Source organism: Peribacillus sp. B65 (assembly GCF_058513295.1).
The window spans coordinates 3,856,441-3,877,800 of record NZ_CP195840.1 but is presented as its reverse complement, the minus strand read 5'-3'; the positions used below and the strand labels follow the sequence as shown (position 1 = coordinate 3,877,800).

Annotated in this window: 24 protein-coding genes; 18 read left to right on the top strand and 6 right to left on the bottom strand. The window is 39.6% G+C overall.

Going from position 1 to position 21,360, the window contains the following annotated elements; translation table 11 throughout:
- The first annotated feature begins 3 nt into the window (after window positions 1–3).
- The 5 genes from ACSR9O_RS18885 (at window position 4) to ACSR9O_RS18865 (ending at window position 2,359) form a co-directional block, all read left to right on the top strand.
- Window positions 4–1,026, top strand: a complete 1,023-nt coding sequence (locus ACSR9O_RS18885; RefSeq protein WP_491724908.1) for an ADP-ribosylglycohydrolase family protein — start codon at window positions 4–6, stop codon at window positions 1,024–1,026.
- A gap of 109 nt (window positions 1,027–1,135) precedes the next feature.
- Complete coding sequence (locus ACSR9O_RS18880) at window positions 1,136–1,339, top strand: UCP033725 family protein (protein WP_402944622.1); 204 nt, start codon at window positions 1,136–1,138, stop codon at window positions 1,337–1,339.
- Window positions 1,311–1,562, top strand: coding sequence for a UCP033725 family protein (locus ACSR9O_RS18875; RefSeq protein ID WP_491725490.1), 252 nt, complete (start codon window positions 1,311–1,313; stop codon window positions 1,560–1,562). Before ACSR9O_RS18880 ends, ACSR9O_RS18875 begins: the two co-directional genes overlap by 29 nt.
- A 110-nt stretch (window positions 1,563–1,672) precedes the next feature.
- Window positions 1,673–1,948 (top strand): hypothetical protein, encoded by a 276-nt coding sequence (locus tag ACSR9O_RS18870; RefSeq protein WP_491724907.1) that lies wholly within the window; start codon window positions 1,673–1,675, stop codon window positions 1,946–1,948.
- Between the two features lie 24 nt (window positions 1,949–1,972).
- Window positions 1,973–2,359: a UCP033725 family protein gene (locus tag ACSR9O_RS18865; protein ID WP_491724906.1), complete on the top strand. Its 387-nt coding sequence runs from the start codon at window positions 1,973–1,975 to the stop codon at window positions 2,357–2,359.
- A gap of 129 nt (window positions 2,360–2,488) precedes the next feature.
- Here ACSR9O_RS18865 and ACSR9O_RS18860 read toward each other — a convergent pair whose 3' ends face one another.
- Together ACSR9O_RS18860 and ACSR9O_RS18855 are read right to left on the bottom strand one after the other, a co-directional pair.
- Window positions 2,489–3,745, bottom strand: a complete 1,257-nt coding sequence (locus ACSR9O_RS18860) for a DUF445 domain-containing protein (protein WP_491724905.1) — start codon at window positions 3,743–3,745, stop codon at window positions 2,489–2,491.
- 245 nt (window positions 3,746–3,990) lie between these two features.
- The gene (locus tag ACSR9O_RS18855) at window positions 3,991–4,962 is read right to left on the bottom strand and encodes a bile acid:sodium symporter family protein (protein WP_491724904.1); all 972 of its coding nucleotides are present in this window, start codon (window positions 4,960–4,962) and stop codon (window positions 3,991–3,993) included.
- A 268-nt stretch (window positions 4,963–5,230) separates the two neighbouring features.
- Here ACSR9O_RS18855 and ACSR9O_RS18850 point away from each other — a divergent pair, with 268 nt between their 5' ends.
- The 4 genes from ACSR9O_RS18850 (at window position 5,231) to ACSR9O_RS18835 (ending at window position 9,206) form a co-directional block, all read left to right on the top strand.
- A complete protein-coding gene (locus tag ACSR9O_RS18850; RefSeq protein ID WP_101225046.1) occupies window positions 5,231–5,950 on the top strand; it encodes a response regulator transcription factor in 720 nt (239 codons plus the stop codon).
- The gene (locus tag ACSR9O_RS18845; protein WP_491724903.1) at window positions 5,947–7,326 is read left to right on the top strand and encodes a sensor histidine kinase; all 1,380 of its coding nucleotides are present in this window, start codon (window positions 5,947–5,949) and stop codon (window positions 7,324–7,326) included. The genes ACSR9O_RS18850 and ACSR9O_RS18845 overlap by 4 nt, the downstream gene beginning before the upstream one ends.
- 99 nt (window positions 7,327–7,425) lie before the next feature.
- Window positions 7,426–8,532, top strand: a complete 1,107-nt coding sequence (locus tag ACSR9O_RS18840) for an ABC transporter permease (protein ID WP_101224969.1) — start codon at window positions 7,426–7,428, stop codon at window positions 8,530–8,532.
- Window positions 8,529–9,206 (top strand): ABC transporter ATP-binding protein, encoded by a 678-nt coding sequence (locus ACSR9O_RS18835; RefSeq protein WP_101224968.1) that lies wholly within the window; start codon window positions 8,529–8,531, stop codon window positions 9,204–9,206. The genes ACSR9O_RS18840 and ACSR9O_RS18835 overlap by 4 nt, the downstream gene beginning before the upstream one ends.
- 2 nt (window positions 9,207–9,208) lie before the next feature.
- On the opposite strand, the gene ACSR9O_RS18830 is transcribed toward ACSR9O_RS18835, so the two are convergent.
- Genes ACSR9O_RS18830 through bioF form a run of 4 tightly spaced genes read right to left on the bottom strand, consistent with a single transcriptional unit; the run spans window position 9,209 to window position 12,131 of the window.
- Window positions 9,209–9,382, bottom strand: coding sequence for a hypothetical protein (locus tag ACSR9O_RS18830; RefSeq protein ID WP_491724902.1), 174 nt, complete (start codon window positions 9,380–9,382; stop codon window positions 9,209–9,211).
- Entirely contained in the window at window positions 9,375–10,196 is an 822-nt protein-coding gene (bioC, locus tag ACSR9O_RS18825; RefSeq protein WP_230177913.1) for a malonyl-ACP O-methyltransferase BioC, read from the bottom strand. The genes ACSR9O_RS18830 and bioC overlap by 8 nt, the downstream gene beginning before the upstream one ends.
- A complete protein-coding gene (locus ACSR9O_RS18820; RefSeq protein WP_491724901.1) occupies window positions 10,189–10,935 on the bottom strand; it encodes an alpha/beta fold hydrolase in 747 nt (248 codons plus the stop codon). The genes bioC and ACSR9O_RS18820 overlap by 8 nt, the downstream gene beginning before the upstream one ends.
- Complete coding sequence (bioF, locus tag ACSR9O_RS18815) at window positions 10,932–12,131, bottom strand: 8-amino-7-oxononanoate synthase (RefSeq protein WP_230177911.1); 1,200 nt, start codon at window positions 12,129–12,131, stop codon at window positions 10,932–10,934. Before bioF ends, ACSR9O_RS18820 begins: the two co-directional genes overlap by 4 nt.
- A gap of 398 nt (window positions 12,132–12,529) precedes the next feature.
- On the opposite strand from bioF, the gene ACSR9O_RS18810 reads away from it, so the two are divergent.
- The 9 genes from ACSR9O_RS18810 (at window position 12,530) to ACSR9O_RS18770 (ending at window position 21,345) form a co-directional block, all read left to right on the top strand.
- Window positions 12,530–13,369 carry a YitT family protein gene (locus tag ACSR9O_RS18810; protein WP_101224964.1) on the top strand — a complete coding sequence of 280 codons (840 nt, stop codon included), beginning with the start codon at window positions 12,530–12,532 and terminating at the stop codon, window positions 13,367–13,369.
- A gap of 154 nt (window positions 13,370–13,523) precedes the next feature.
- The gene (locus tag ACSR9O_RS18805) at window positions 13,524–13,709 is read left to right on the top strand and encodes a hypothetical protein (RefSeq protein ID WP_034305959.1); all 186 of its coding nucleotides are present in this window, start codon (window positions 13,524–13,526) and stop codon (window positions 13,707–13,709) included.
- A gap of 362 nt (window positions 13,710–14,071) precedes the next feature.
- The gene (locus ACSR9O_RS18800; protein WP_101224963.1) at window positions 14,072–15,361 is read left to right on the top strand and encodes an ABC transporter substrate-binding protein; all 1,290 of its coding nucleotides are present in this window, start codon (window positions 14,072–14,074) and stop codon (window positions 15,359–15,361) included.
- Between the two features lie 167 nt (window positions 15,362–15,528).
- On the top strand, window positions 15,529–16,389 hold the full coding sequence (locus ACSR9O_RS18795; protein ID WP_098370419.1) for a carbohydrate ABC transporter permease: 861 nt from the start codon (window positions 15,529–15,531) through the stop codon (window positions 16,387–16,389).
- Window positions 16,389–17,207 (top strand): carbohydrate ABC transporter permease, encoded by an 819-nt coding sequence (locus tag ACSR9O_RS18790; protein ID WP_101224962.1) that lies wholly within the window; start codon window positions 16,389–16,391, stop codon window positions 17,205–17,207. The genes ACSR9O_RS18795 and ACSR9O_RS18790 overlap by 1 nt, the downstream gene beginning before the upstream one ends.
- A gap of 57 nt (window positions 17,208–17,264) precedes the next feature.
- Complete coding sequence (locus ACSR9O_RS18785; protein WP_101225045.1) at window positions 17,265–18,299, top strand: LacI family DNA-binding transcriptional regulator; 1,035 nt, start codon at window positions 17,265–17,267, stop codon at window positions 18,297–18,299.
- Between the two features lie 227 nt (window positions 18,300–18,526).
- Window positions 18,527–19,246, top strand: a complete 720-nt coding sequence (locus ACSR9O_RS18780) for a ThuA domain-containing protein (protein WP_491724900.1) — start codon at window positions 18,527–18,529, stop codon at window positions 19,244–19,246.
- Window positions 19,247–19,264: 18 nt separating this feature from the next.
- Complete coding sequence (locus ACSR9O_RS18775; protein ID WP_491724899.1) at window positions 19,265–20,287, top strand: Gfo/Idh/MocA family protein; 1,023 nt, start codon at window positions 19,265–19,267, stop codon at window positions 20,285–20,287.
- 17 nt (window positions 20,288–20,304) lie between these two features.
- Window positions 20,305–21,345, top strand: coding sequence for a Gfo/Idh/MocA family protein (locus ACSR9O_RS18770; protein WP_034305944.1), 1,041 nt, complete (start codon window positions 20,305–20,307; stop codon window positions 21,343–21,345).
- Window positions 21,346–21,360: the final 15 nt, after the last annotated feature.

The following is a 21,360-nucleotide window of genomic DNA, read 5'->3' as shown; positions in this document are numbered from 1 at the left end:
AGAATGACAGGCAGAAGAATGGTAGACAGATGGGAAGACGATAACAAGATTTTTATGAGTTTAGCCATTAAGAAAAGATTATTACCGAGTATGTATGGCGGTATTATCGGAGACATGCTGGGTGTTCCTGTTGAATTTAAAAAAAGAGGGACTTTCACTATTAATGATATATCGGGATATGGAACCTATAATCAGCCGCCAGGCACCTGGTCGGATGATACTTCGTTAACTTTATGTTTAATTGAAAACTTAATTGGAAAAAGCGATTCAGCGGAGCTCATGCAAAAATTCGTTCAGTATATGGAATCTGGTTATTGGACACCACATCATGAAATGTTCGATATTGGCAGAACGACCAGTGAAGCCATAATCAAGTTTAAAAATGGAGCCCCAGCGCCAGAATGTGGCGGAAATGCCATGTTTGATAATGGAAATGGGGCGTTGATGAGGATCGCTCCAGTGGCATTTATCCTTATTAATAACTTTAATTTCATTGAAAAAATTCAAACCATTAAAAAGTATACGGAAGTAACACATGCACATCCGCGTTCTGTGGTAGGTTCCATTATTTATGTCGAGTTTTTACTTAGACTTTATTATAATAATTCTCCTGAAGATGCAATAAGGCAAACAAAAAAACTTTTTGATGAGAATTTTGATAAAGATCATATATACCAAAAAGAGCTGCAATCCTATTCAAGAATTTTTGAGGAAGATTTCTTTTCATTACCACAAGAAGAAATTCAGTCAGATGGTTATGTCGTTCATACGTTGGAAGCAGCTATTTGGTGCTTAGGAAATTCAAATTCGTTTAGCGATGCCGTTTTAAAAGCAGTGAATCTAGGGGATGATACGGATACAGTAGGTGCCATTACAGGGACAATGGCAGGTATGTACTATAAAATGGACGACATTCCTAAAGAATGGCTTGAGAAAATCATCAGAAAAGAAGATATTGATGAATTAATCAACCAATTCCATAGTTTTTGTGCAGATAAAGCCATTAAAGAAAAGTATGGGGCTTGATGTAAATCCCCAATATAAACAAAAAAACTCCTATAAAATTCCTTTATAGGAGTTTTTTTTGTCCAGAGTCCAGTTTATGCGATGTTAAACGGAAAGCAAGCAGTTTGAATTGGGTGATGGGAAATTAAATAATGGAGTGAGTGGGAAAATGCTAAGAAAAGGTGAGTATACGATCTATAATGGTAAAGAGTATAGATTCATAGAATCTGATTTAGTAGAAGCTATTGAATTAATTAGTAATGATAAAAATGAAATGGACAATGGCTTACTTATTATAAAAAAATATTTACACGAAAATAGTAGGTGTAAATGAAGTTAAAGAATTATATTCTATAAATCCCTATGCTGTATATAAGGGAGAGGTGTTTCCAGCATCACAAGAAAGAAAAACCGGAAAAGTATTGTTGGATACAACAAACACTGAACTTGCTAAAAGGATGGGTTTTGAACGGACAGATAAATATATGTACTCTAAATCTGTAAAATGGGATGAAGTTGAGATAATCGAGGAGAGGAAGCCTTATTCATTAGATTAATTTCTTCATTTCAAACGCGATTATATTTATTGTACTATCCCCCTAATGAGCTTTGGCACTGTTTTGTTAAAGGTCTCCTTTGTAGGCGAGTAGATAGGAAGATGAAATTAATGGATAAGAAAAAGCAGTTAATCGATCAAATAAAAGTTGTGATAAATAATCTTGAAAATGATTATTATAATGAAATTACAAGGGGCGTGTTACAACTTATATATAAAAGATATAAGGACGCATTGGATGTAATGGAAAATAATGAAGATATAAGAGAATTAAATATTATTGGCGGCGTAAGGGCTTATATGGATAGTTATAATGACTATCTAAATCCGTTATTAGGAGAATTACATAAAGCTGAAAAATTAAATAGAGAATTATTCAATGCTTGATAAAGTTTGAAAATGGAGGAACCTATGATAAGAAAAGGAAAGTATGCAATACATAATGGTAGTGAGTATAGTTTTATTCCACTGAAACATAAGTCTATAAGGTTAATAAGTAATAAATATGCTGATCTATCTCAAGGTTTCAGACATTTAGATGAAAATATTTATATAAAAAATGTTTCTGTAGAAGAGGTAGAAAATTTATTTAAGATAAATTCGAAGGCAATATATAAAGGCGAGATGTTTCCAGCATCTGAAGAAAGAAAAACTGGAAAAGTATTGTTGGATACAACAAACACTGAACTTGCCAAAAAGATGGGGTTTGAAAGAACAGATAAATATATGTATTCCAAATATGTGGAATGGGATGAAGTGGAGATAATCGAAGAGAGGAAGCCCTATTCGTTAGATTAATTTCCCCGTTAAAAAGCCCTTGAGGTTAAGGGCCTTTTTTATGAGGTATAAACTAAAGGCAAGAGATCGCCCCAGTTGATTTAGTAATGACAGTATTCTTCCGTTACAATGTCGGCAAAGGTTTCTGGATTATAATAGCTTAAGCAGAGCCTGTGCACCTGTTAGGATAAGTCCTATTATAAAACCACAGACCGCTCCGTTCACACGAATCCATTGTAAATCTTTTCCTACACCATTTTCCATCATATCAATCAGCGTTTCGTTGTCTAGCTTATCTAAATTTTCTTGTACAAGATTGCCGATCTGCGTATGATTATTTTCAATTAGAACAGTAATTTGTTTCTGAATCCAATTATCGATGTGCGTGCTATTTTCTTTTATGTTGTCCAGTACGTGATGAATCATTGGAGTCAGATAAGCATCCATGAAATGTTCATCTTCGACGAAATCCAATGCTTCTTGTTGAATTTGTTGTAGAGTTCCCTTTATTGTCGCCTCAGGCTCCCATTTTGTCAGAAGTTGTTTTTTCCATTTTTCAACTCCTTCTAACAATTCCCGGTTATGGTTAATGCCTTGTATCTCTTTCCTGATATATAAGATTAAAGCCTCTCTATTTGGTTCTTTCTCGTTTTGTAAATTATTTACGACACTTAATAACAGGTTTTGTATGATATTCCCAAGTTTCTCTTCGTTAAGTAGACTTTGAATGGATTTAACGGCGAACTGAAGCATACCTTCCAGTTCAATCTTACTGAGTACATCCATGGAAACAGTGCCAAGTCGGTGACTGGTTTCTTTTTTTCCTAACCAATCTTCAGCTTTTTTCAAAACATGATCCAAAGCCTTTTTATCAAACTCTTCGTTAAGTAACTGTGAACTTACTAAATGTAGAATCTTGCTCATGTCTATGTTAGAAAGTGATATTTTAATTTTTTTAGCAACGAAAGGTGTAATCTTTTCTATATCTATATAACCAATCATTTGCTTGATTAATTTATTCAGGACTTTTCTAAAAGTCTCACTTTGAATCTCTTTTACTAAAATAGGGATCAATTTTTCAGTAAAAGGAATATGTTTTACTTTGTCCTGAATGCTTTCCTTAGAAAGCCAGTCGTTTTTTAACATCGAAACAAGTGCATTTGTCATTCTTTTACGATTGTTGGGCAAAAGCGCTGTATGGGGGATCGGTAATCCAAGCGGATGGCGGAATAATGCAGTGACTGCAAACCAATCTGCCAATCCGCCGACTAAACCAGCCTCAAACCCTCCATGTAATAAATCTAACGGCAATGAACCTTGAAATGGAGTGGTTGCAATATAACCTGCCCCCATGATAATTAGTGAATATCTAGCTATTTTTCTTGAAGATTTTATTTTTGGTGACATTATATTCCCTCATCCTTAAAATGATAGTCAATTACTATAACCCGAATCATTAGCAAATTTTATAACTTACTTTCATCTAGTAGTATAGCAGGTAGTTCAAAAAAATAACCACAACAAGGCAGTAAGTTCATTAATTTTGGGCATAGAATATTTGTCATTTTCCCTTGAATGTTCAATATTCAGATGATAAATGCACAAAAAAAAGCCGATTCACTCAATCGGCTTTTTTTATTCATCCAACAATATTATGATACTTCTGTTTTTATCGAATTATTTGTCCCTGTATTTTTTTTATCTTTCATGCGACTGAAAATAAAGGCTAGAACGGAACCTGATATATTATGCCAAACACTGAAAATGGCACTAGGTACAGCAGCCAAAGGCGAGAAGTGGGCTGTTGCTATGGCTACACCTAAACCAGAGTTCTGCATACCAACCTCCATTGCGACAGCTTTCTGTTTCGCTAAATCCATCCCGCATAAACGAGCAAAGAAAAAGCCGAGTAAAAAGCCAAGAACATTATGAAGAACGACTACTGCAAAAATCAGCAAACCTGTTTTAGCCAGCTGAGCTTGGCTGCCAGCCACTACGGCAGATACGATCAGAACGATGGAAATGACAGATACTAGAGGTAAAGCCTTTGCACCGGCCTCTGCCTGTTTGCCGAAAAACTTTTTGACGATGAATCCAAGCAGCAGTGGGATAATCACCACTTGAATGATCGAAATGAATAATGACCCAATACTGATATTGACCCATTTACTTGCCAAGAGCAGAATAAGCAGGGGCGTTACGATAGGCGCTAGAATAGTGGAAACAGAAGCAATGGCAACTGCAAGCGCAACATTTCCTCTCGCAAGAAACACCATGACATTTGAAGCCGTTCCACTAGGGCAACATCCTACCAAGATAACACCAACAGCGACTTCTTTGGGCAAATCGAACCCTATTGCTAATCCGAATGCCAATAAGGGCATAATGATAAAATGACCTGCTACCCCTAGTGCGACCTCTTTCGGCCGTCGGAATACTTCTTTAAAATCCGATGCCGATAATGTAAGTCCCATGCCAAACATGACAATTCCTAGTAATGGAACAATATAGTCTCCAATCCATATAAACTGATTAGGTAAGATATACGCAATAACTGCAAATAAAATGACCCATAAGGTAAACGTTTTACCAGCAAATCCGCTGATTTTCTCTACTACTCCCATAGTGACCTCCTAGATGTTTTAAAATAAAACAATTATAGTTTATATTCTGAATATTTAAAACCCTTTTGGGCAATAAAAATATCAATAGGGCTGAACTAGTGTGAATATGACGATTTAAAGCGGACAGGTTTTTTAGATTCTGTTCGCTTTTTTACTTTATTTTTTTTAAAAAATAAGTGGGTGCTGTATATTAGTGGCAAACTAGTTTATGAGGAACCGGAAATTGAATTAGTAATTGTTGTTTTACAGTTTTAATTATTGCTATTGTATGTTTAGCCAGGGCTATAAAAGAAGTGGAGATGTGGTTTCTTTGATACATATATTAATTGCGGATGATGATCGGCATATTCGGGAGTTGCTTAAATTTCACTTGGAAAAGGAAGGGTACATGGTATTCGAAGCGAAGGATGGTAATGAAGCCTCCTTGCTACTGGAGAAGGAACGGGTCCATCTGGCTGTTGTCGATATTATGATGCCGTTTAAAAACGGACTGGATCTTTGTAAGGAAATCCGGGATCAATATGATCTGCCCGTCATTTTATTGACAGCTAAAGATCAACTTATCGATAAGGAAAAGGGGTACTTTGCAGGTACGGATGATTACCTCGTAAAGCCGTTTGAGCCACGGGAACTTCTATTTCGGATAAAAGCGCTATTGCGAAGGTACCGTATGGTGAATTCTGAATCCATCTCATTGAATCAAACGGTGATTGACCGTAGAAGTTACGAAGTGCGAATAAAGGGGAATACGCTGCTCCTGCCGCTTAAGGAATTTGAGCTGCTGGCTCAGCTTGGGAGTTTTCCAGATCAGGTCTTTACGCGTGAGCAGCTTATTGAACTGGTTTGGGGTGCTGATTTTGAAGGGGATGATCGAACGGTTGATGTTCATATTAAACGGTTGAGGGAACGTTTTGCCGGACGGACCGATGATTTTGTCATAACGACTGTCCGTGGCTTAGGTTATAAACTGGAGGTCAACAAGAAGTGAAAACACTTTATTTCAGGATAGTTATTCAAACCATTTTGATCATGGTGCTTGCCAGTGTCATCGCTTTTTTAATTTCCAATGTTTATTATCATCAGGTTCAAAAACCCAACAATGGTAAGAAGATAGGCAAAGTTGCAAGTGAGATCGTCTCCTTATATGAGGAGAATCCTGATCAGGATATTGATGCGTATTTAAACCATATTGCAGGTTTGCACTATCAAATGTATCTATTTAATGAGCAGGGTGAAGGAACTTTATATGGTGAGCCGTTTAGGGATACCAGTTTGGATAGCGACACGATTTCCGGAGTTTTGAATGGAAATACCTATCAAGGGATCGTCAATTATAATAATGGGTTATTTATTACCGGTTTTTTTGAAGATGTTTTAATTAATAGCATTGGGGTCCCGTTAAACGTGAATGGCGAAAAGCATGCATTGTTTGTAAGACCGAATATAGAGCTGCAGTTTGGTGAATTTCGCTTTTTCCTTGCGGTTTTGCTCGTACTGACGCTACTTCTTAGTTTTTTATTTGTGATCATTAATACGCGTTTCATCGTTAAGCCGATTACGAAATTAACGGAAGCTACAAAAAGAATCGCCGATGGGGATTATAGTAGTGAATTGAATGTCACCCGAAGAGATGAAATAGGGGACTTGGCACAGCATTTCTCGAAAATGACTCAAAGCATACAGAAGTTGGATGATATGAGGCAGGAGTTCGTATCGAATGTATCTCATGAAATTCAATCTCCGCTTGCATCCATCCAAGGTTTTTCTCAAACCCTCCAATCGGAGGAATTAACAAAAGAACAAAGAAATCAGTACTTGTCCATCATTGAAAAAGAAAGCAGGCGCATGTCGTCGTTAAGCAAACAGCTGCTCATGCTTGCTTCGTTGGATAAAGAAGAAGATCCGCTACAACGGTCAAATTTTGATTTAGCGCAGCAAATCCGGCAGGTGTTGTTCATGCTGGAATGGAATTGGCGGGAAAAAGATATGGTGATCGAAATGGATTTGCCGTTAACCGTCATTTCTGCAGATGAGAAACTTTTAAATCAAGTTTGGACGAATTTGATAACCAATAGCATTAAATACTCGGAAAGCGGCAGTTCGATCAATATTCGGATTAAAAGTATAGGAAGTGCTGTTGAAGTGATGATCGCGGATACGGGCATGGGAATTCCAGAAGAAGACCTTCCTTATATCCTTGAACGCTTTTATAAAGTCGACAAAGTGAGGAATAGGAGTGAAACAGGCAGCGGGTTAGGACTTTCGATCACGAAGAAGACGGTTGATCTTCATGGAGGAACGATCGAAGTTCAAAGCGAACTTGGTAAAGGGACCACTTTTTATATACGGCTGCCCCTTATGTAATCAGTTGTTCATCTTCCATTCATATTGATTGTTTACAATCGAGTCATACCGATTGAAGCAGGACTCGATTGGTAAACAAAAGAAAAGGGAGATGAAATGATGTTTTTGGCAATACGTGAACTAAAGCATTCAAAGTTACGTTATCTGCTGATTGGACTGATCATGGTATTGGTCGCTTTGCTTGTTTTTATCATTTCAGGATTAGCTAATGGACTTTCATCAGATAATGCTTCATCCATACAAAACATGAAAGCCGACTATTTCGTTATGGAGCATGACTCTAAAAATAAATTGAATCGATCCATCATATCCATGGAAAAGCTTGATGACATCCAGGCTTTATCGGATGTTAAAGCAGCCGAAGGGCTGGGGCAAATGATGATCACATTGAATAAAACCGGATCATCGGAGAAAACGGATGTCACCATTTTTGCTACCGATGCCAGTGGGATACTAGCACCGAAGGTCATAGAAGGAACGAGCTATGACAATAAGAAACAAGGTGAAGTAGTTGCAGATCGTTCTTTAAAAGAAGTGGGTTATAAATTGGGTGATTCACTTAAAGATGACCTATCAGGTAAGGTTTTCACCATTGTTGGTTTTACTGAAAAGCAGTCTTACAGCCATTCACCGGCAGTTTACATGAATGTTAAGGGGTGGCAGGAGATTAATCCTGGATTGAAAAATCAAGGAAAAGACTCAATCAGCGCAATAGCCGTGCAAATGGATTCGAAGGCAGAAGAGAATGTACGTGAATCATTGCCTGAAGGAGTAACGCTCATTTCGAAAGAAGAATCACTTCAGAGTATACCAGGGTTCAAAGAGGAACAGGGTACATTGACGATGATGATTGCCTTCTTGTTTGTCATTGCAGCATTCGTTTTGGCTGTATTCTTTTATGTGATTACCTTGCAGAAGACTAATCAATTTGGAGTCCTTAAAGCACTCGGGGCCAATACGGGTTACCTGGCAAAAAGTATTGTTGGTCAAGTAATGCTGCTTGCAGTGACATGCATAGCCATCAGTGTTGCACTGACATATGTCGTCACTTTAATCATGCCAGAGGGAATGCCATTCGTATTGAGTACCGATTTGGTCATTAAATATTCCGTGTTACTTTTGGTTGTATCCGTATTGGGTTCGCTGCTATCACTATACCGAGTAGCGAAGATAGATGCGATCGAAGCAATAGGGAGGGTATCATGATGAGGGATAAACTATTATTTGAAAACGTCAGTAAGATTTATGGGGAAGGCGTTAATAAGGTGACTGCCCTTGATAATATTTCCCTGAATGTGAAAGCGGGGGAATTCGTCGCGATCGTGGGTCCTTCAGGCTCAGGAAAAAGTACTTTTCTTTCAATAGCGGGTGCGTTACTATCTCCGAGCGAAGGTCGCTTACTGCTGAATGATGAAGATATAACAACACTATCACCAAAGGAATTGACTAGAGTTCGCCTCGAAAAGATCGGGTTTGTATTCCAATCATCGAACCTTGTGCCATATCTAACCGTACGAGATCAGCTTCTGCTACTTTCTGAACTGATTGGCAAGCGAGATAAAAAAACTGTGAAAAAAGCGGACGAATTGCTTAGCCACCTTGGACTTGGACATCGGGCAGATCACCTGCCAGAAGCACTGTCGGGCGGTGAGCGGCAGCGTGTAGCCATTGCCCGTTCGCTGATGAATGATCCAGAAATCATTTTAGCGGATGAACCAACCGCAAGTCTTGATTCCAAAAGAGGCAGGGATGTTGTTGAAATGCTTGCACATGAGGTGAAATCAAGAAATAAAGCGGCCATCATGGTAACGCACGATGAAAGAATGTTAGATTTATGTGATCGAGTGGTCAATATTACAGATGGCAAGGTATTTGGATGAAGTTATAGGTAAAAGGCCGCTGCCTCTCCAAAGGAATTAGGAGTGGCGGCGGCCTGAATTGCTTGAATGGGAACCTGGTAAGCGGTTGGTATACTAGTCGTTACTTTATCTAAACGATTTGCATTTATGTATAATATATTGCAAGTATCCCAGATGGTTATCTTCGGATTAATCATGTTTTTTCATTTTAAAGAACAAACAATGATAGGTTGCTTTTACACCTGATTCATCTCGGTATTCTGTGTCGTATATGTTGATTAACTCTCGAAAAAGGGAAGGGCGCTGGCAGTAGTTTTCTTTGTTGCTGTTAGCTGCACCAATCTTTTTAATTGAAGTGAAAAATTCACGTACTGTCTGAAAGTACTCCAGTTCAAGATTTTCCATTTTTGTTATCTCGATTGGAGATGCTGATGAAAAGGGGAGCGCTTCTTCACAAATTTGGGATAATTCTTCTAGTGTGTAAAACATTTGGCCTGGTGAACTATCAATGGAAAGCTGAAGCTTTTCTTTCGCCTGTTCATACGACATATGAAGCTCTTGAAATGTATCTATTCCGAACGTTGAAAATATCAGGCTTCCTTCAGCCGTTAATCGTGTACATAGTTTTTCTAGGGTTGCAGGAAGATCATTCAGCCATTGAAATGTTGCATTGGAAATAATCAAGTCGAAATTTTCATTTAGCGCCATTTCTTCGATGTCCGTACATAAAAATGTAACACGGTCCTCCTTTGTCATTCCTTTCGCCACTTCAACCATTCCGGGTGCAATATCAACAGCCGTAATGGCGGCATTAGGGAATGCTTTGACGAGTAACCTGGTTAAGTAACCAGTGCCGCAGCCGATTTCAAGAATATTGATTTTATGATTGGTGTTTTTTTGAAGAAGCAAATCCACTAATTTTCTTGCCATGTTTTTTTGAACATTGGCATACGCATCATATGTTTTCGCGTGTTCACTAAACCGCTTGCTTAACAATCGTTTATCAATCATGAACGTACTCCTTTTGAATAAATGTTTTTATATGCTCCATACATTTCTGTGGTTTTGTGAAAAATGGAATATGACCAGCACCTTCAATAATATGAAGCTCGGCTTGCCCACCCAGGTTTTCTTTAATGAAGGAGGAGGCTTCAAGTGGACAAATTTTGTCTTCCCTCCCATGAAGCAATATAAAGGGGGCTTCAATCCGGTCGAGTCTTGCTCTAGCATCTTTCTGAAGTAAATAATCCAAACCAATCAGAAGCGAAAACACATCATCTCCATGAAACTCGCGTTGAATTGTCTTGATGAATTGATCATAAAAACCTGCTTCTTTTTCAGTATCGGAAAACATTGCTTCATAGAAGGAAGTCAAAGTCTTCTCTTTATTGCGCTGCAGTTGTTTCTTCATGCGCTCGACCATTCGTGGATCCCAGCCAAATGTGTAATTTTCTCCGGTGGTGAACCGACTTGTTGCGCCAAAAAGGATAAAACCGTTTATTTTTTCTCGAAAGGAACTTGAAAGTTCAAGTGATACTATTGATCCTAATGACCAGCTCAGTAAATAAACAGGACCATCTATGGAAGTGATTGTTTCTATGACTCGTTCTTCAATGTCATTTAGTGCTTTCATATCTCTCCAGTCTATAAATGAAAGGTGAAATAGTTCTGACAGCGGTTGGATTAACGGTTGAAACGCATCTTTTTCCATTCCCCAGCCAGGAAGCATGATTAAATTCGGCTGTTTCATTTAATAACACCCATTTCTTTTCCAATAATCGAAACTCTTTCAACTGCCCAATCAAGATCTTTTTTATCGTGGAGAGCCGTAACGGTAAAACGGATTCTCGCTTCATTTTCAGGAACGGTCGGCGGCCTTACAGCAATAGCGGCAATTCCTTCTTTCTGCAAACGTGCAGCAAATTCCATCGCTTTTTCGTTTTCCCCGATGACGATAGGAACAATTTGTGATTGGCTTCCGCAAATATTAAACCCGTAATATGTGAGTTCTTGTCTAAAGTGTTCTGAGTGTGTTTGGAGCAGTGAGCGGCGTTCTGGTTCTTGCTGCACAAGTTCAATCGCTGTTTTTATAGCACCGAGTATGGCCGGGGGAAGTGCAGTTGAATATATGAATCCGCGCATGCGATTTTTTAAATAGTCAATGAGCCATTTTTTCCCGACGACATAGGCCCCGAATGAACCGAGCGCTTTACTGAATGTTCCCATTTGGATATCTATTTTATTTTGAAGATGGAGGTGACCGGCATAGCCTTCACCATGTTTACCGTAGATGCCGCTTCCGTGTGCTTCATCTGTCATTAACAGTGCGTTATAACGTTCCTTTAGCCGAACAAGTTCTTCGAGAAAAGCGAAGTCACCATCCATGCTGAAGACCGTATCCGTCACGATTAATTTCCGTGCTTCAATCGGTGATTTTTTCAAAAATGCTTCTAAATGATCTAAATCATTATGACGATAGCGTATATGCTTTGCTCTGCTTAAAAGAGCTCCATCGACAATGCTTGCATGATTTAATTTATCGCTATAAATAATATCGTTACGGGACAGCAGGGTGGAGATTATTCCAAGGTTTGCGTTATATCCACTATTGATGATGAGTCCTGCTTCGGCTTTCTTCCAATTGACAAGAGCTTGTTCCGCCTGCTCGTAAAGAGGATGATTGCCAACAATTAAACGTGAAGCCGTTGCTCCTGCACCATATGTATGTACTGCATCAACCATAGCCTTTTTCAGCCGCTCATCTCCGGCATACCCTAAATAGTTATTAGAAGCTAGATTAAGCATCCTGCACCCGTTGATTGTAAGCCAAGGCTGCTCGGCACATACGGTTGATACGAGTTCACGCTTTTGCGAAATCTCTTCTAAATGAGCCAGTTCTTTTTTTATTTTTTCTTCCCAACAAGGCAATTGTTTTTCACTGTGCATGGCCATTCTCCTTTTTATATGTCAACTAAAATTAATACAGGTTAACATATAAAACATTCTAATCATGACTCAATGAAACTGTCAAGCTTTGAAAAGGAGCATGAGAATAAACTAATAATCATTAATCTGGAGAAATCAAGGGTCAAAAAAAGCTGGTTGGTTATTTTGAATAAAGGAGAATCGGGCAGCGGCTTTGTTAAGCTAATGTATAAAAAAGCTTAGTGAAAATAGTGACTTCTTATGTATTAAGCTCATTCATTGAAGATAATCTAACTTCAAAGGTAGTCTTTTTGTTAAACCTTCAAATCTTTGAAGGATTAAATGGAATTCCATGTTACTATAGAGCAGTGAAATTAACCGAATTCACATTAACCATTACATAAAGGAAGGGTATAAATATGAAAAAGATTTCTTTGGATGTTTTCTTTATATTAATAGGAGCTTTTATTTTCGCTTTGGCAATAAATCTTTTCGTCATTCCCAATGAGCTTGGTGAGGGAGGAGTCACTGGGATAACCATCATTTTGTTTTATCTTTTTGAATGGTCACCAGGGCTGTTAAGTTTGATCATTAACGCTTTCCTGCTCATTGTCGGCTATAAATTTTTGTCGAAATTAACAACGGTATATACAATCGTAGCCGTTGCATTCAATTCACTTTTCCTTCATTTAACCGAAAGTTGGACGATATCTTCAGATGAATTGGTCATCAATGCGATATTTGGCGGGGTTTTTGCCGGTGCAGGAATTGGCATGATCATTCGTGTTGGGGGCACTACTGCCGGTACGACAATCCTTGCCCGAATTACTAATAAGTATTTGGGATGGAGCTTAAGCTATGGACTTCTGTTTTTCGATTTAATCGTTGCGTTCTCATCTTATTTCATCATTGGTGCAGAAGGTCTGATGCTCACTATCCTTATGCTTTATATTGGAACAAAAACGATGGAATTCATCATTGAGGGATTGAACCCGAAAAAAGCGATTACCATCATTTCAAAAGAAGCGGACCAGATTGCAAAGCAAGTAACCGAATTGATGGACCGGGGTGTCACTGTTTTTAGCGGCCATGGATACTATACAAAGGCATCCAAGGATATTTTATATATCGTTATAAGTAAGCAAGAGGTGCTAAAGTTAAAGAGAATAGTGCAGTCAACGGATAGCAATGCGTTTATAGCCATACATGACGTTCGGGACGTATTTGGTGAAGGATTCCTGGATATCTCGAAGTCCTGACGCGAATAAAGTATAAGCGAAATGAAAAGGCCTTGATAGGCTTTTTTATTTTGTACTGCAAAAAATCTGTAAATTCATAATAATTTGTTATATTATGTAAGTAAGAAACCACACACCCTGAGGAGTGCAGCCATTAAATGTGGAGGTGTCCAAGATGATCCTTTTAAAAGTGGATGACAGAAAGTTTGGGAAAAGCAATATCAAGTACAGTGTCGTTGATAAAGAAACGAATGAATTGATCATTAGCGGTGTGTTTAAGGAATTTGGACAAGCAAGCGATAAATATTATGAATTGAAGGATGAATACGGTCCTTCCAATGTGAAGATGATATTGAAGTGATAAGAGGGAAACCGACGGGTTTCCCTTTTTTCGTATAATGCCAGGAATGAAAATGGCCCGTACAATAAATAATCGGATAAAGGAATAATCAAAGGTTTCCGAATCATATAATTAGATTAAGAGAGTTCTTAACATCCTTTTTTTACAATATACTACAATTTTATTGTAAAGTATGGAATTTGGTGGTAATATAAAGCGCATAAATGTAAACGTTTGCAACATTTTTTTGTGAGGAGGTGATGTAAAAGAAGTACGCTAGACTATGAATTTTATAGAATGAATGGCTTTTATTTTACTAATTTTATGCAAACGTTTTCTTAAAATTGCATGAATATTATGAGAAAAAGGGAGAGTGGGTAGGCATGAGGCGTAAAAAATGGTACGGGGGAATTCTTACTGTTTTATTAATTTTTAGTGTAATTTTGGCAGGATGCTCTTCTTCAACTGGCGGAAACAGCGACTCAAAGGATGTCGTGACGCTCGATATATTTCAATTCAAGGTAGAATTCAAGTCGCAATTCGAGACATTGGCAAAACAATATGAAAAAGAAAATCCAAATGTGAAGATCAAGGTATCGACAGTCGGCGGCGGTAATGATTATAAATCTGCCATAACGGCAAAGTTCGCTTCAGGTGAGGAGCCAGCGGTTTTTAACATTGGCGGACCGGTAGATGTCGCACAATATAAAGATAGATTAACAGATTTAAAGGACACTAAAGCTGCTGCTGCAGCGCTTGACGGTACTTTGGATGGCGTGGAAGAGGACGGGCAAGTCCTTGGACTTCCATTTAACCAGGAAGGATACGGCTTGATCTATAACAAACGAATATTTAAAGAAGCCGGAATTAATCCTGATGAAATTACAAGTTATGAAGCCTTAGAGGCGGCAGTTAAGAAAATCGATTCACAAAAAGACAAATTGAAGCTCGAAGCAGTTTTCGCATATCCGGTAAAAGAGAAGTGGGTGACAGGAAACCATTTATCCAATGTATTCTTATCACCGGAGTTTGATGGAAATGTGTTAGAAGCAAGTAAAGCACCTACGGTTAAATTCACGGATGGTGACAAGTTTAAACAATTGGTCGATATCCAAAATGAGTATTCCGTCCAGCCGACAGCAAGTCTTGATTATTCCCAACAAGTGGAGGAGCTGTTCTCGCTTGAAAAGGTTGCGATCATTCAGCAAGGTAACTGGGTTTATAACACAGTCTATGATATGGATCCTGAGTTAGCTGAAAAGGGAATTGGCATCATCCCGATTCCAAATGGAGACAATGCAGGCATGCCAGTCGGCGTACCGAACTATTGGGCAGTGAACAAGAAATCGGATGAAAAGGTACAGGAAGCGGCGAAGAAGTTCCTCGATTGGATGTATACATCCGAAGCAGGGAAGAAAGCCGTTTTGGAAGACTTTAAATTCATTCCTGCTTATGAAGGATATGATGTAGAAAAAATTGCCGATCCAATTTCAAAAGAAATTTATAAATACTCCCAAGAAGGAAATACGATTGGGTGGGTGTTTAATGGATATCCGGTCGGTTGGAATGATGATCTTGGTGCAAGTGTCCAAAAATACGTAACTGGTAAATTGACTTGGGAGGAACTTGTCCAACAGAACATTGAAAATTGGGAGAAGATTCATAGCAAATAAGCGTTGGGAAATGCAAGTGACCAATCGGCATGAAAAATGTGTCGATTGGTTGTTCCTTATTATAGAAAAGTCGCTGAGGGAATTTGCCTCAACAAGGGATTCATCAAATAACACAGTCATGATCTAAACCCATTAACTATTAAATCATTTGAAGGAGGTCGGTTTCGTTGAGAAATCGGGATGCTGCATATTGGCTGTTTTTGACACCTGTTCTTGCTGCACTCATTTTGGTTGTGATCGTGCCGCTCATCTACGGATTTTATTATTCCTTTACGAACTGGAACGGTTTAGGGACTCCGGATTTCATTGGTCTTAAGAATTATATAGACTTGTTTACGGACAAAGGGTTCCTTGATACATTTTGGTTCACCATTAAATTTTCCGTAGCGGCAATTGTGGTAATCAATATCATCGGATTAAGTTTGGCCCTCATCGTGACTTCGAAAATTAAATCAAGCAACATATTGCGGACAGTTTTCTTTATGCCCAATTTAATTGGCGGCTTGATACTCGGCTTTATTTGGCAGTTCATTTTTATTAAGGTCTTCGGTGCGATTGGTGATTTGACTGGGATCGAAGCATTTAATGGGTGGTTATCAACGACTGATACAGGTTTTTGGGGATTGATCATTTTAACGTCTTGGCAGATGGCCGGATATATCATGATCATTTATATTGCCTATCTGCAGGCTGTTCCTGAAGACTTGATAGAAGCGGCAAAAATTGACGGAGCGAACAGCTTCCAGCGTTTTCGCCATATAACTTTTCCGCTAGTGGCACCTGCTTTTACCGTCAGTTTGTTTTTGACGCTTTCCCACTCGTTCAAGATCTATGATCAAAACCTTTCCTTGACGAATGGAGCTCCCTATAATTCAACTGAAATGGTTGCGATGAACATTGTAAAATCCGCCTTCACCGAAAACGATATGGCATATGCACAGGCAAAAGCCGTTATCTTTTTCGTAATCGTGGCGGTCGTTTCGCTGACACAAGTCTATTTCAATAAAAAACGGGAGGTTGAGCTGTAATGAGGGGAAAATGGAAATTGTGGCTGATTGGATTCATCGGATTCATATTGGCCATATTATGGCTCACTCCGTTTTATTTAATGCTTGTCAATGCTTTTAAAATGAAACGGGATATATTTGCCGATACATTGGGACTGCCTGAAACCTGGACATTCGAAAACTTCACTCAAGCTTTCGAGCAATTGGATTTCCTCCGGACTTTATTCAATTCTTTATTGATATCGGGCGTCAGTGTAGTCATCATCATCATCTTTTCTGCGATGGCAGCATACGCTCTTTCCCGAAACAAAAGTAAAATAAGTTCCCTGCTTTTCTTTGTGTTTGTAGCAGCCATGCTGATCCCGTTTCAGTCTGTGATGATACCGCTCGTTGCCCAATTCGGACAGCTGGGGATGTTGAACAAGGCCGGACTGATTTTCATGTATTTAGGTTTTGGCTGCAGTCTTTCCATATTCCTTTATCATGGTACTTTAAAAGGGATTCCCCTCTCACTTGATGAGGCAGCAAAGATTGATGGTGCAAACCGCTTTCAAGTATTTTGGTATATCATTTTTCCATTATTAAAACCGATGTCCATTACCGTTGGGATCTTAAATGTCATTTGGATATGGAACGACTATTTGCTGCCATCCCTTGTTATTGGCGGTGCAGGATCGGAGACCATCCCGCTTAAATTATTCTTCTTTTTCGGTCAATATACGAAGCAATGGCATCTTGCCTTGGCTGGACTTACTTTATCCATCATTCCAGTCATCATTGCGTACTTTTTTGCTCAGAGGCAAATTATCAAAGGAATTGCAGATGGAGCAGTTAAATAACTATTTAAATATAGGGAATATTAAGCCATGTGCGGTGAACGGGGAGTGTTGATGAATTTGTCTGTTACTATAAAAGACGTTGCAAAAAAAGCAAATGTCGCTCCATCAACGGTATCGCGTGTAATCCATAACAGCCCGACAATCAGTGAAAAGACAAAGCGTAAAGTACGCAAGGTATTAAAGGAAATGGGCTATCATATGAATGAAAATGCCCGGAACTTAGTCACGAAGTCAACTAAGGCCATTGGGATCGTCATGAAAAGTTCGGCAAGGGAATCACTTTATAATCCCTTTTTTCCAGAAGTGATCCGAGGCATCGGGGATTTCTGTAATAAAGAAGGGTACAGTCTTTCCCTGACAACCGGCGAGACGGAGGATGCAATCTTTGAGGATGTCGTGAAAATGGTTCAGGGCAGAAGAGTGGATGGCATGATTGTTTTGTACTCTAAAAAGGACGATAAAGTGGTGCCGTATTTATTAAAGCAGGGCTTCCCGTTCGTTTTGATCGGGAAGCCAAGTACGAACATGAGCGGAATCACGTTCATTGATAACGATAATGTTCAAGCGGCCAGGGAAGTATCGGAGTTTGTAATAAGTCTTGGACATGAGCGAATCGCCTTTTTAGGGGGCAGTCCCGAGTTTGAGGTGATCCAGGACCGCTTGACAGGTTTTCAACAAGCGATGGAGCAGGCCGGGCTGGATGTGCGACAGGAATATATCAAATTGATTCCTTTAAATCGAACGGATGGAATAAAGGCCATTGATGAATTGCTGGAACTGAAAGAGGCACCAACCGCATTTTTGGTTATGGATCTTTTATTGGGTGTTCTCTTGCTTGGGGTGTTAGCTGAAAAGAACTTGAAAGTGCCAGAGCAAATAAGCGTCGTCTGTTTTAACCACTCAGAATTCATAGAATTTTTAAGTACGCCGCTGACAACGGTTGATATCCATACGTATCAGTTAGGGTTTGAGGCGGCAAAATGCGTGTTCGATCTAATTGCAAATCCGGAAATGATGGAAAAGAGTATCAGTATTCCTACCAAAATCATAAAGCGGGAGTCGCATTTTGTTGCTGAAAAGGAAATTAAATGAAAAATGTAGAAATGTTTTACCAATTAAAGCTTGATTTTTGCTAACATAAATTTACAATATAGATTATCACTATTATTTTTGAAAATTCATACTTACTGAAGTCAATAAGTATGTTCTTATATTTTGATCACACCTAACGCAAACGTTTGCGTTATGGATAAAGAGGTAATAGTTAAACATGAAAAGCAAGTTGCCGTGAAATGAATCTAGAATGGAGGAGGTTGTTCATGAGAGTCCTGGTATGGAATGAGTATCGCCACGAGAAAACAAAGCCTGAAGTGGCAAAAGTATATCCAGATGGTATCCATGGTGCAATTGCTAGCTTTTTACAAAGTGATCAGGTCGAGGTGAGGACCGCTACTCTCGATGAAGAAGAGCATGGATTAACTGAAGAAGCGCTGGAACGAACCGATGTACTTCTTTGGTGGGGGCATGTTGCACATGATGAAGTTCAGGATGAAATCATTGCAAGGGTCCACAAGCGAGTACTCGAGGGTATGGGTCTCATCGTCCTCCATTCCGGTCATTTTTCAAAAATCTTCAAACGGCTTATGGGCACGACTTGCGATTTGAAATGGCGGGTCGCGGATGAAAAGGAACGGCTTTGGGTTGTCGATCCCAGTCATCCTATCGTTAATGGAATTGGAGAATATATAGAGCTTGAGAAGGAAGAGATGTACGGGGAACATTTTGATATTCCTGCACCAGATCAATTGATATTCGTCAGTTGGTTTGAAGGCGGGGAGATATTCAGAAGCGGCTGCACGTATCAGCGGGGAAAAGGGAAGATTTTCTATTTCCGTCCAGGTCATGAAACATATCCTACTTTCCATAATCCGGAGATTCAACGAGTAATTAAGAATGCCGTTGATTGGGTCAAGCCGGAATCTGGAGTCGTAACGAACTATGGGAAAGCCGAACCGTTGGAATCCATCTCAAAGAGATGAAGTGAAGGAGAGAACAAAATGGGCAAAGTGAAGGTAGGAGTCATTGGATGCGGGAGTATCGCAAAAAACAGGCATTTTCCGGAGTATGATGCACATCATGAAACGGAGATTATTGCTGTTTGTGATATTGTGCAGGACCGGGCGAATGCAGCAGCACAAAGGTATGGCGCCCAAGCATATACTGATTATATAGAACTTTTGAAGAATGAGGAGATTGAAGCGATCAGTGTATGTACACCGAATTACCTGCATGCACGCATCACGGTTGCAGCCTTGGAAGCTGGTAAGCATGTCCTTTGTGAGAAACCAATGGCTACTTCTTTGGTGGACGCTGAAAAAATGAATGCAGCAGCAGCGAAAAGCGGCAAAATACTAATGATTGGTCATAATCAGCGTTTTGTTCCTTCTCATCAAAAAGCGAAACAGCTTATTGAGAGCGGGGACCTAGGGAGGGTCTATAGCTTCCGGACGGCTTTTGGACATTCCGGGCCGGAAACCTGGAGCGTGGACGGACTGGAAAGCTGGTTTTTTAAGAAGGATCAGGCAGTCATTGGTGCAATGGGCGATTTAGGCGTTCATAAAGCTGATTTATTACGGTATATCCTTGGAGAAGAATTTGTTGAAGTGGGAGCCTTTGTGGAAACGACTGCCAAGAAAAATACAGACGTTGATGACAGTGCGGCCTGTATCCTCCGGACGGAGAGCGGTATCATCGGAACTCTTACCGCCAGCTGGTCTTATGCAAAAGAAGACAATGCTACGGTCATTTATGCGGAAAAAGCGGTATTGCGCCTTGAAGACGATCCGAAATACTCACTGATCATCCATCATGATAATGGAAAGACAGAAACCACCCAATTAGGAAGCATCCAGACTAATGACTCAGAAGGACAGCATGATTCCGAAGTGATCAGCCACTTTGTAAAATGTGTGGTGGACAATGAGGAGCCTCTTGTCTCAGGAGTTGAAGGATTAAAATCATTAAAAGTCATTCTTGGCGCGATGGAATCAAATGCATCCCGAAAAATCATCCGCTTATAAAGGGGTTAAAAGTCATCATGTACAAATTAAAAATGGGTATTATCGGTGCTGGCGGAATTGCCCAAAAAAGGCATATCCCAGCTTTTCAAAAATTTCAAGATAAAGTGGTTTTATACGCCATTCAGGATATAGATGAAATGAAGGCGCGAGAAGTGGCGCGTGAATTTCATATCGAGAAGGTTTTCACCAATTATGAAGAAATGTTTGCTGAAGTGGATGCTGTTACGATTGCAACGCCTAATAAGTTCCATGCGGAGATTTCCATTGCTGCTCTGCAAGCGGGTGTTCATGTATTATGTGAAAAGCCGATGGCCATTACAACTGAGGAATGTTTAGCAATAACCGAGGCTGCAAACATATCAGGTAAAGTGTTATCGACTGCTTATCATTACCGCTTCATGAAGGAAGCTCAGGCTGCAAAAAAAATGATTCAGGCCGGTGAGATCGGTGAACCGTATGTAGCGCGTGTACAGGCAATCAGACGACGCAAAGTCCCTGGCTGGGGAGTTTTTACAAGCAAGGAATTGCAAGGCGGAGGAAGCGTGATTGATTACGGCTGCCATTTGCTTGATTTGGCATTATGGCTGATGGATGACCCAGAACCGATTGAAATCGTAGGTTCGACATATAATTATGTAAGTAAGGGTGTCGATCAGGTCAATTTATGGGGGAATTTCGATGCCTCGGTATTTGAAGTGGATGACCATGCCACTGCATATATCAAATTTGCCAACGGAGCATCTCTATTATTCGAAACATCCTGGGCCGCGAATATCCGTGAAGAAGCAACTGTTTTGAGTTTATCCGGAACGCAGGGCGGACTTGATGTGTTCCCTTTAGTCTTGAATCAGGCTAAGCACGGCATGCTTTTAAATAGTGAAGCAGTATGGATGCCAGGGGAAGATACACCAGACCTGCAACAGGCAGAGAACTTTATTAATAGCTGCCTAGGATTGGCAGAACCATTGGTAAAACCATCGGAAGCCATGAAAGTTTCAAAAATAATCGAAGCCATTTATCAAAGCTCGGCAAGTGGGAAGGTCATGAGCATAAATTAATGAAAAAGGTGAGGT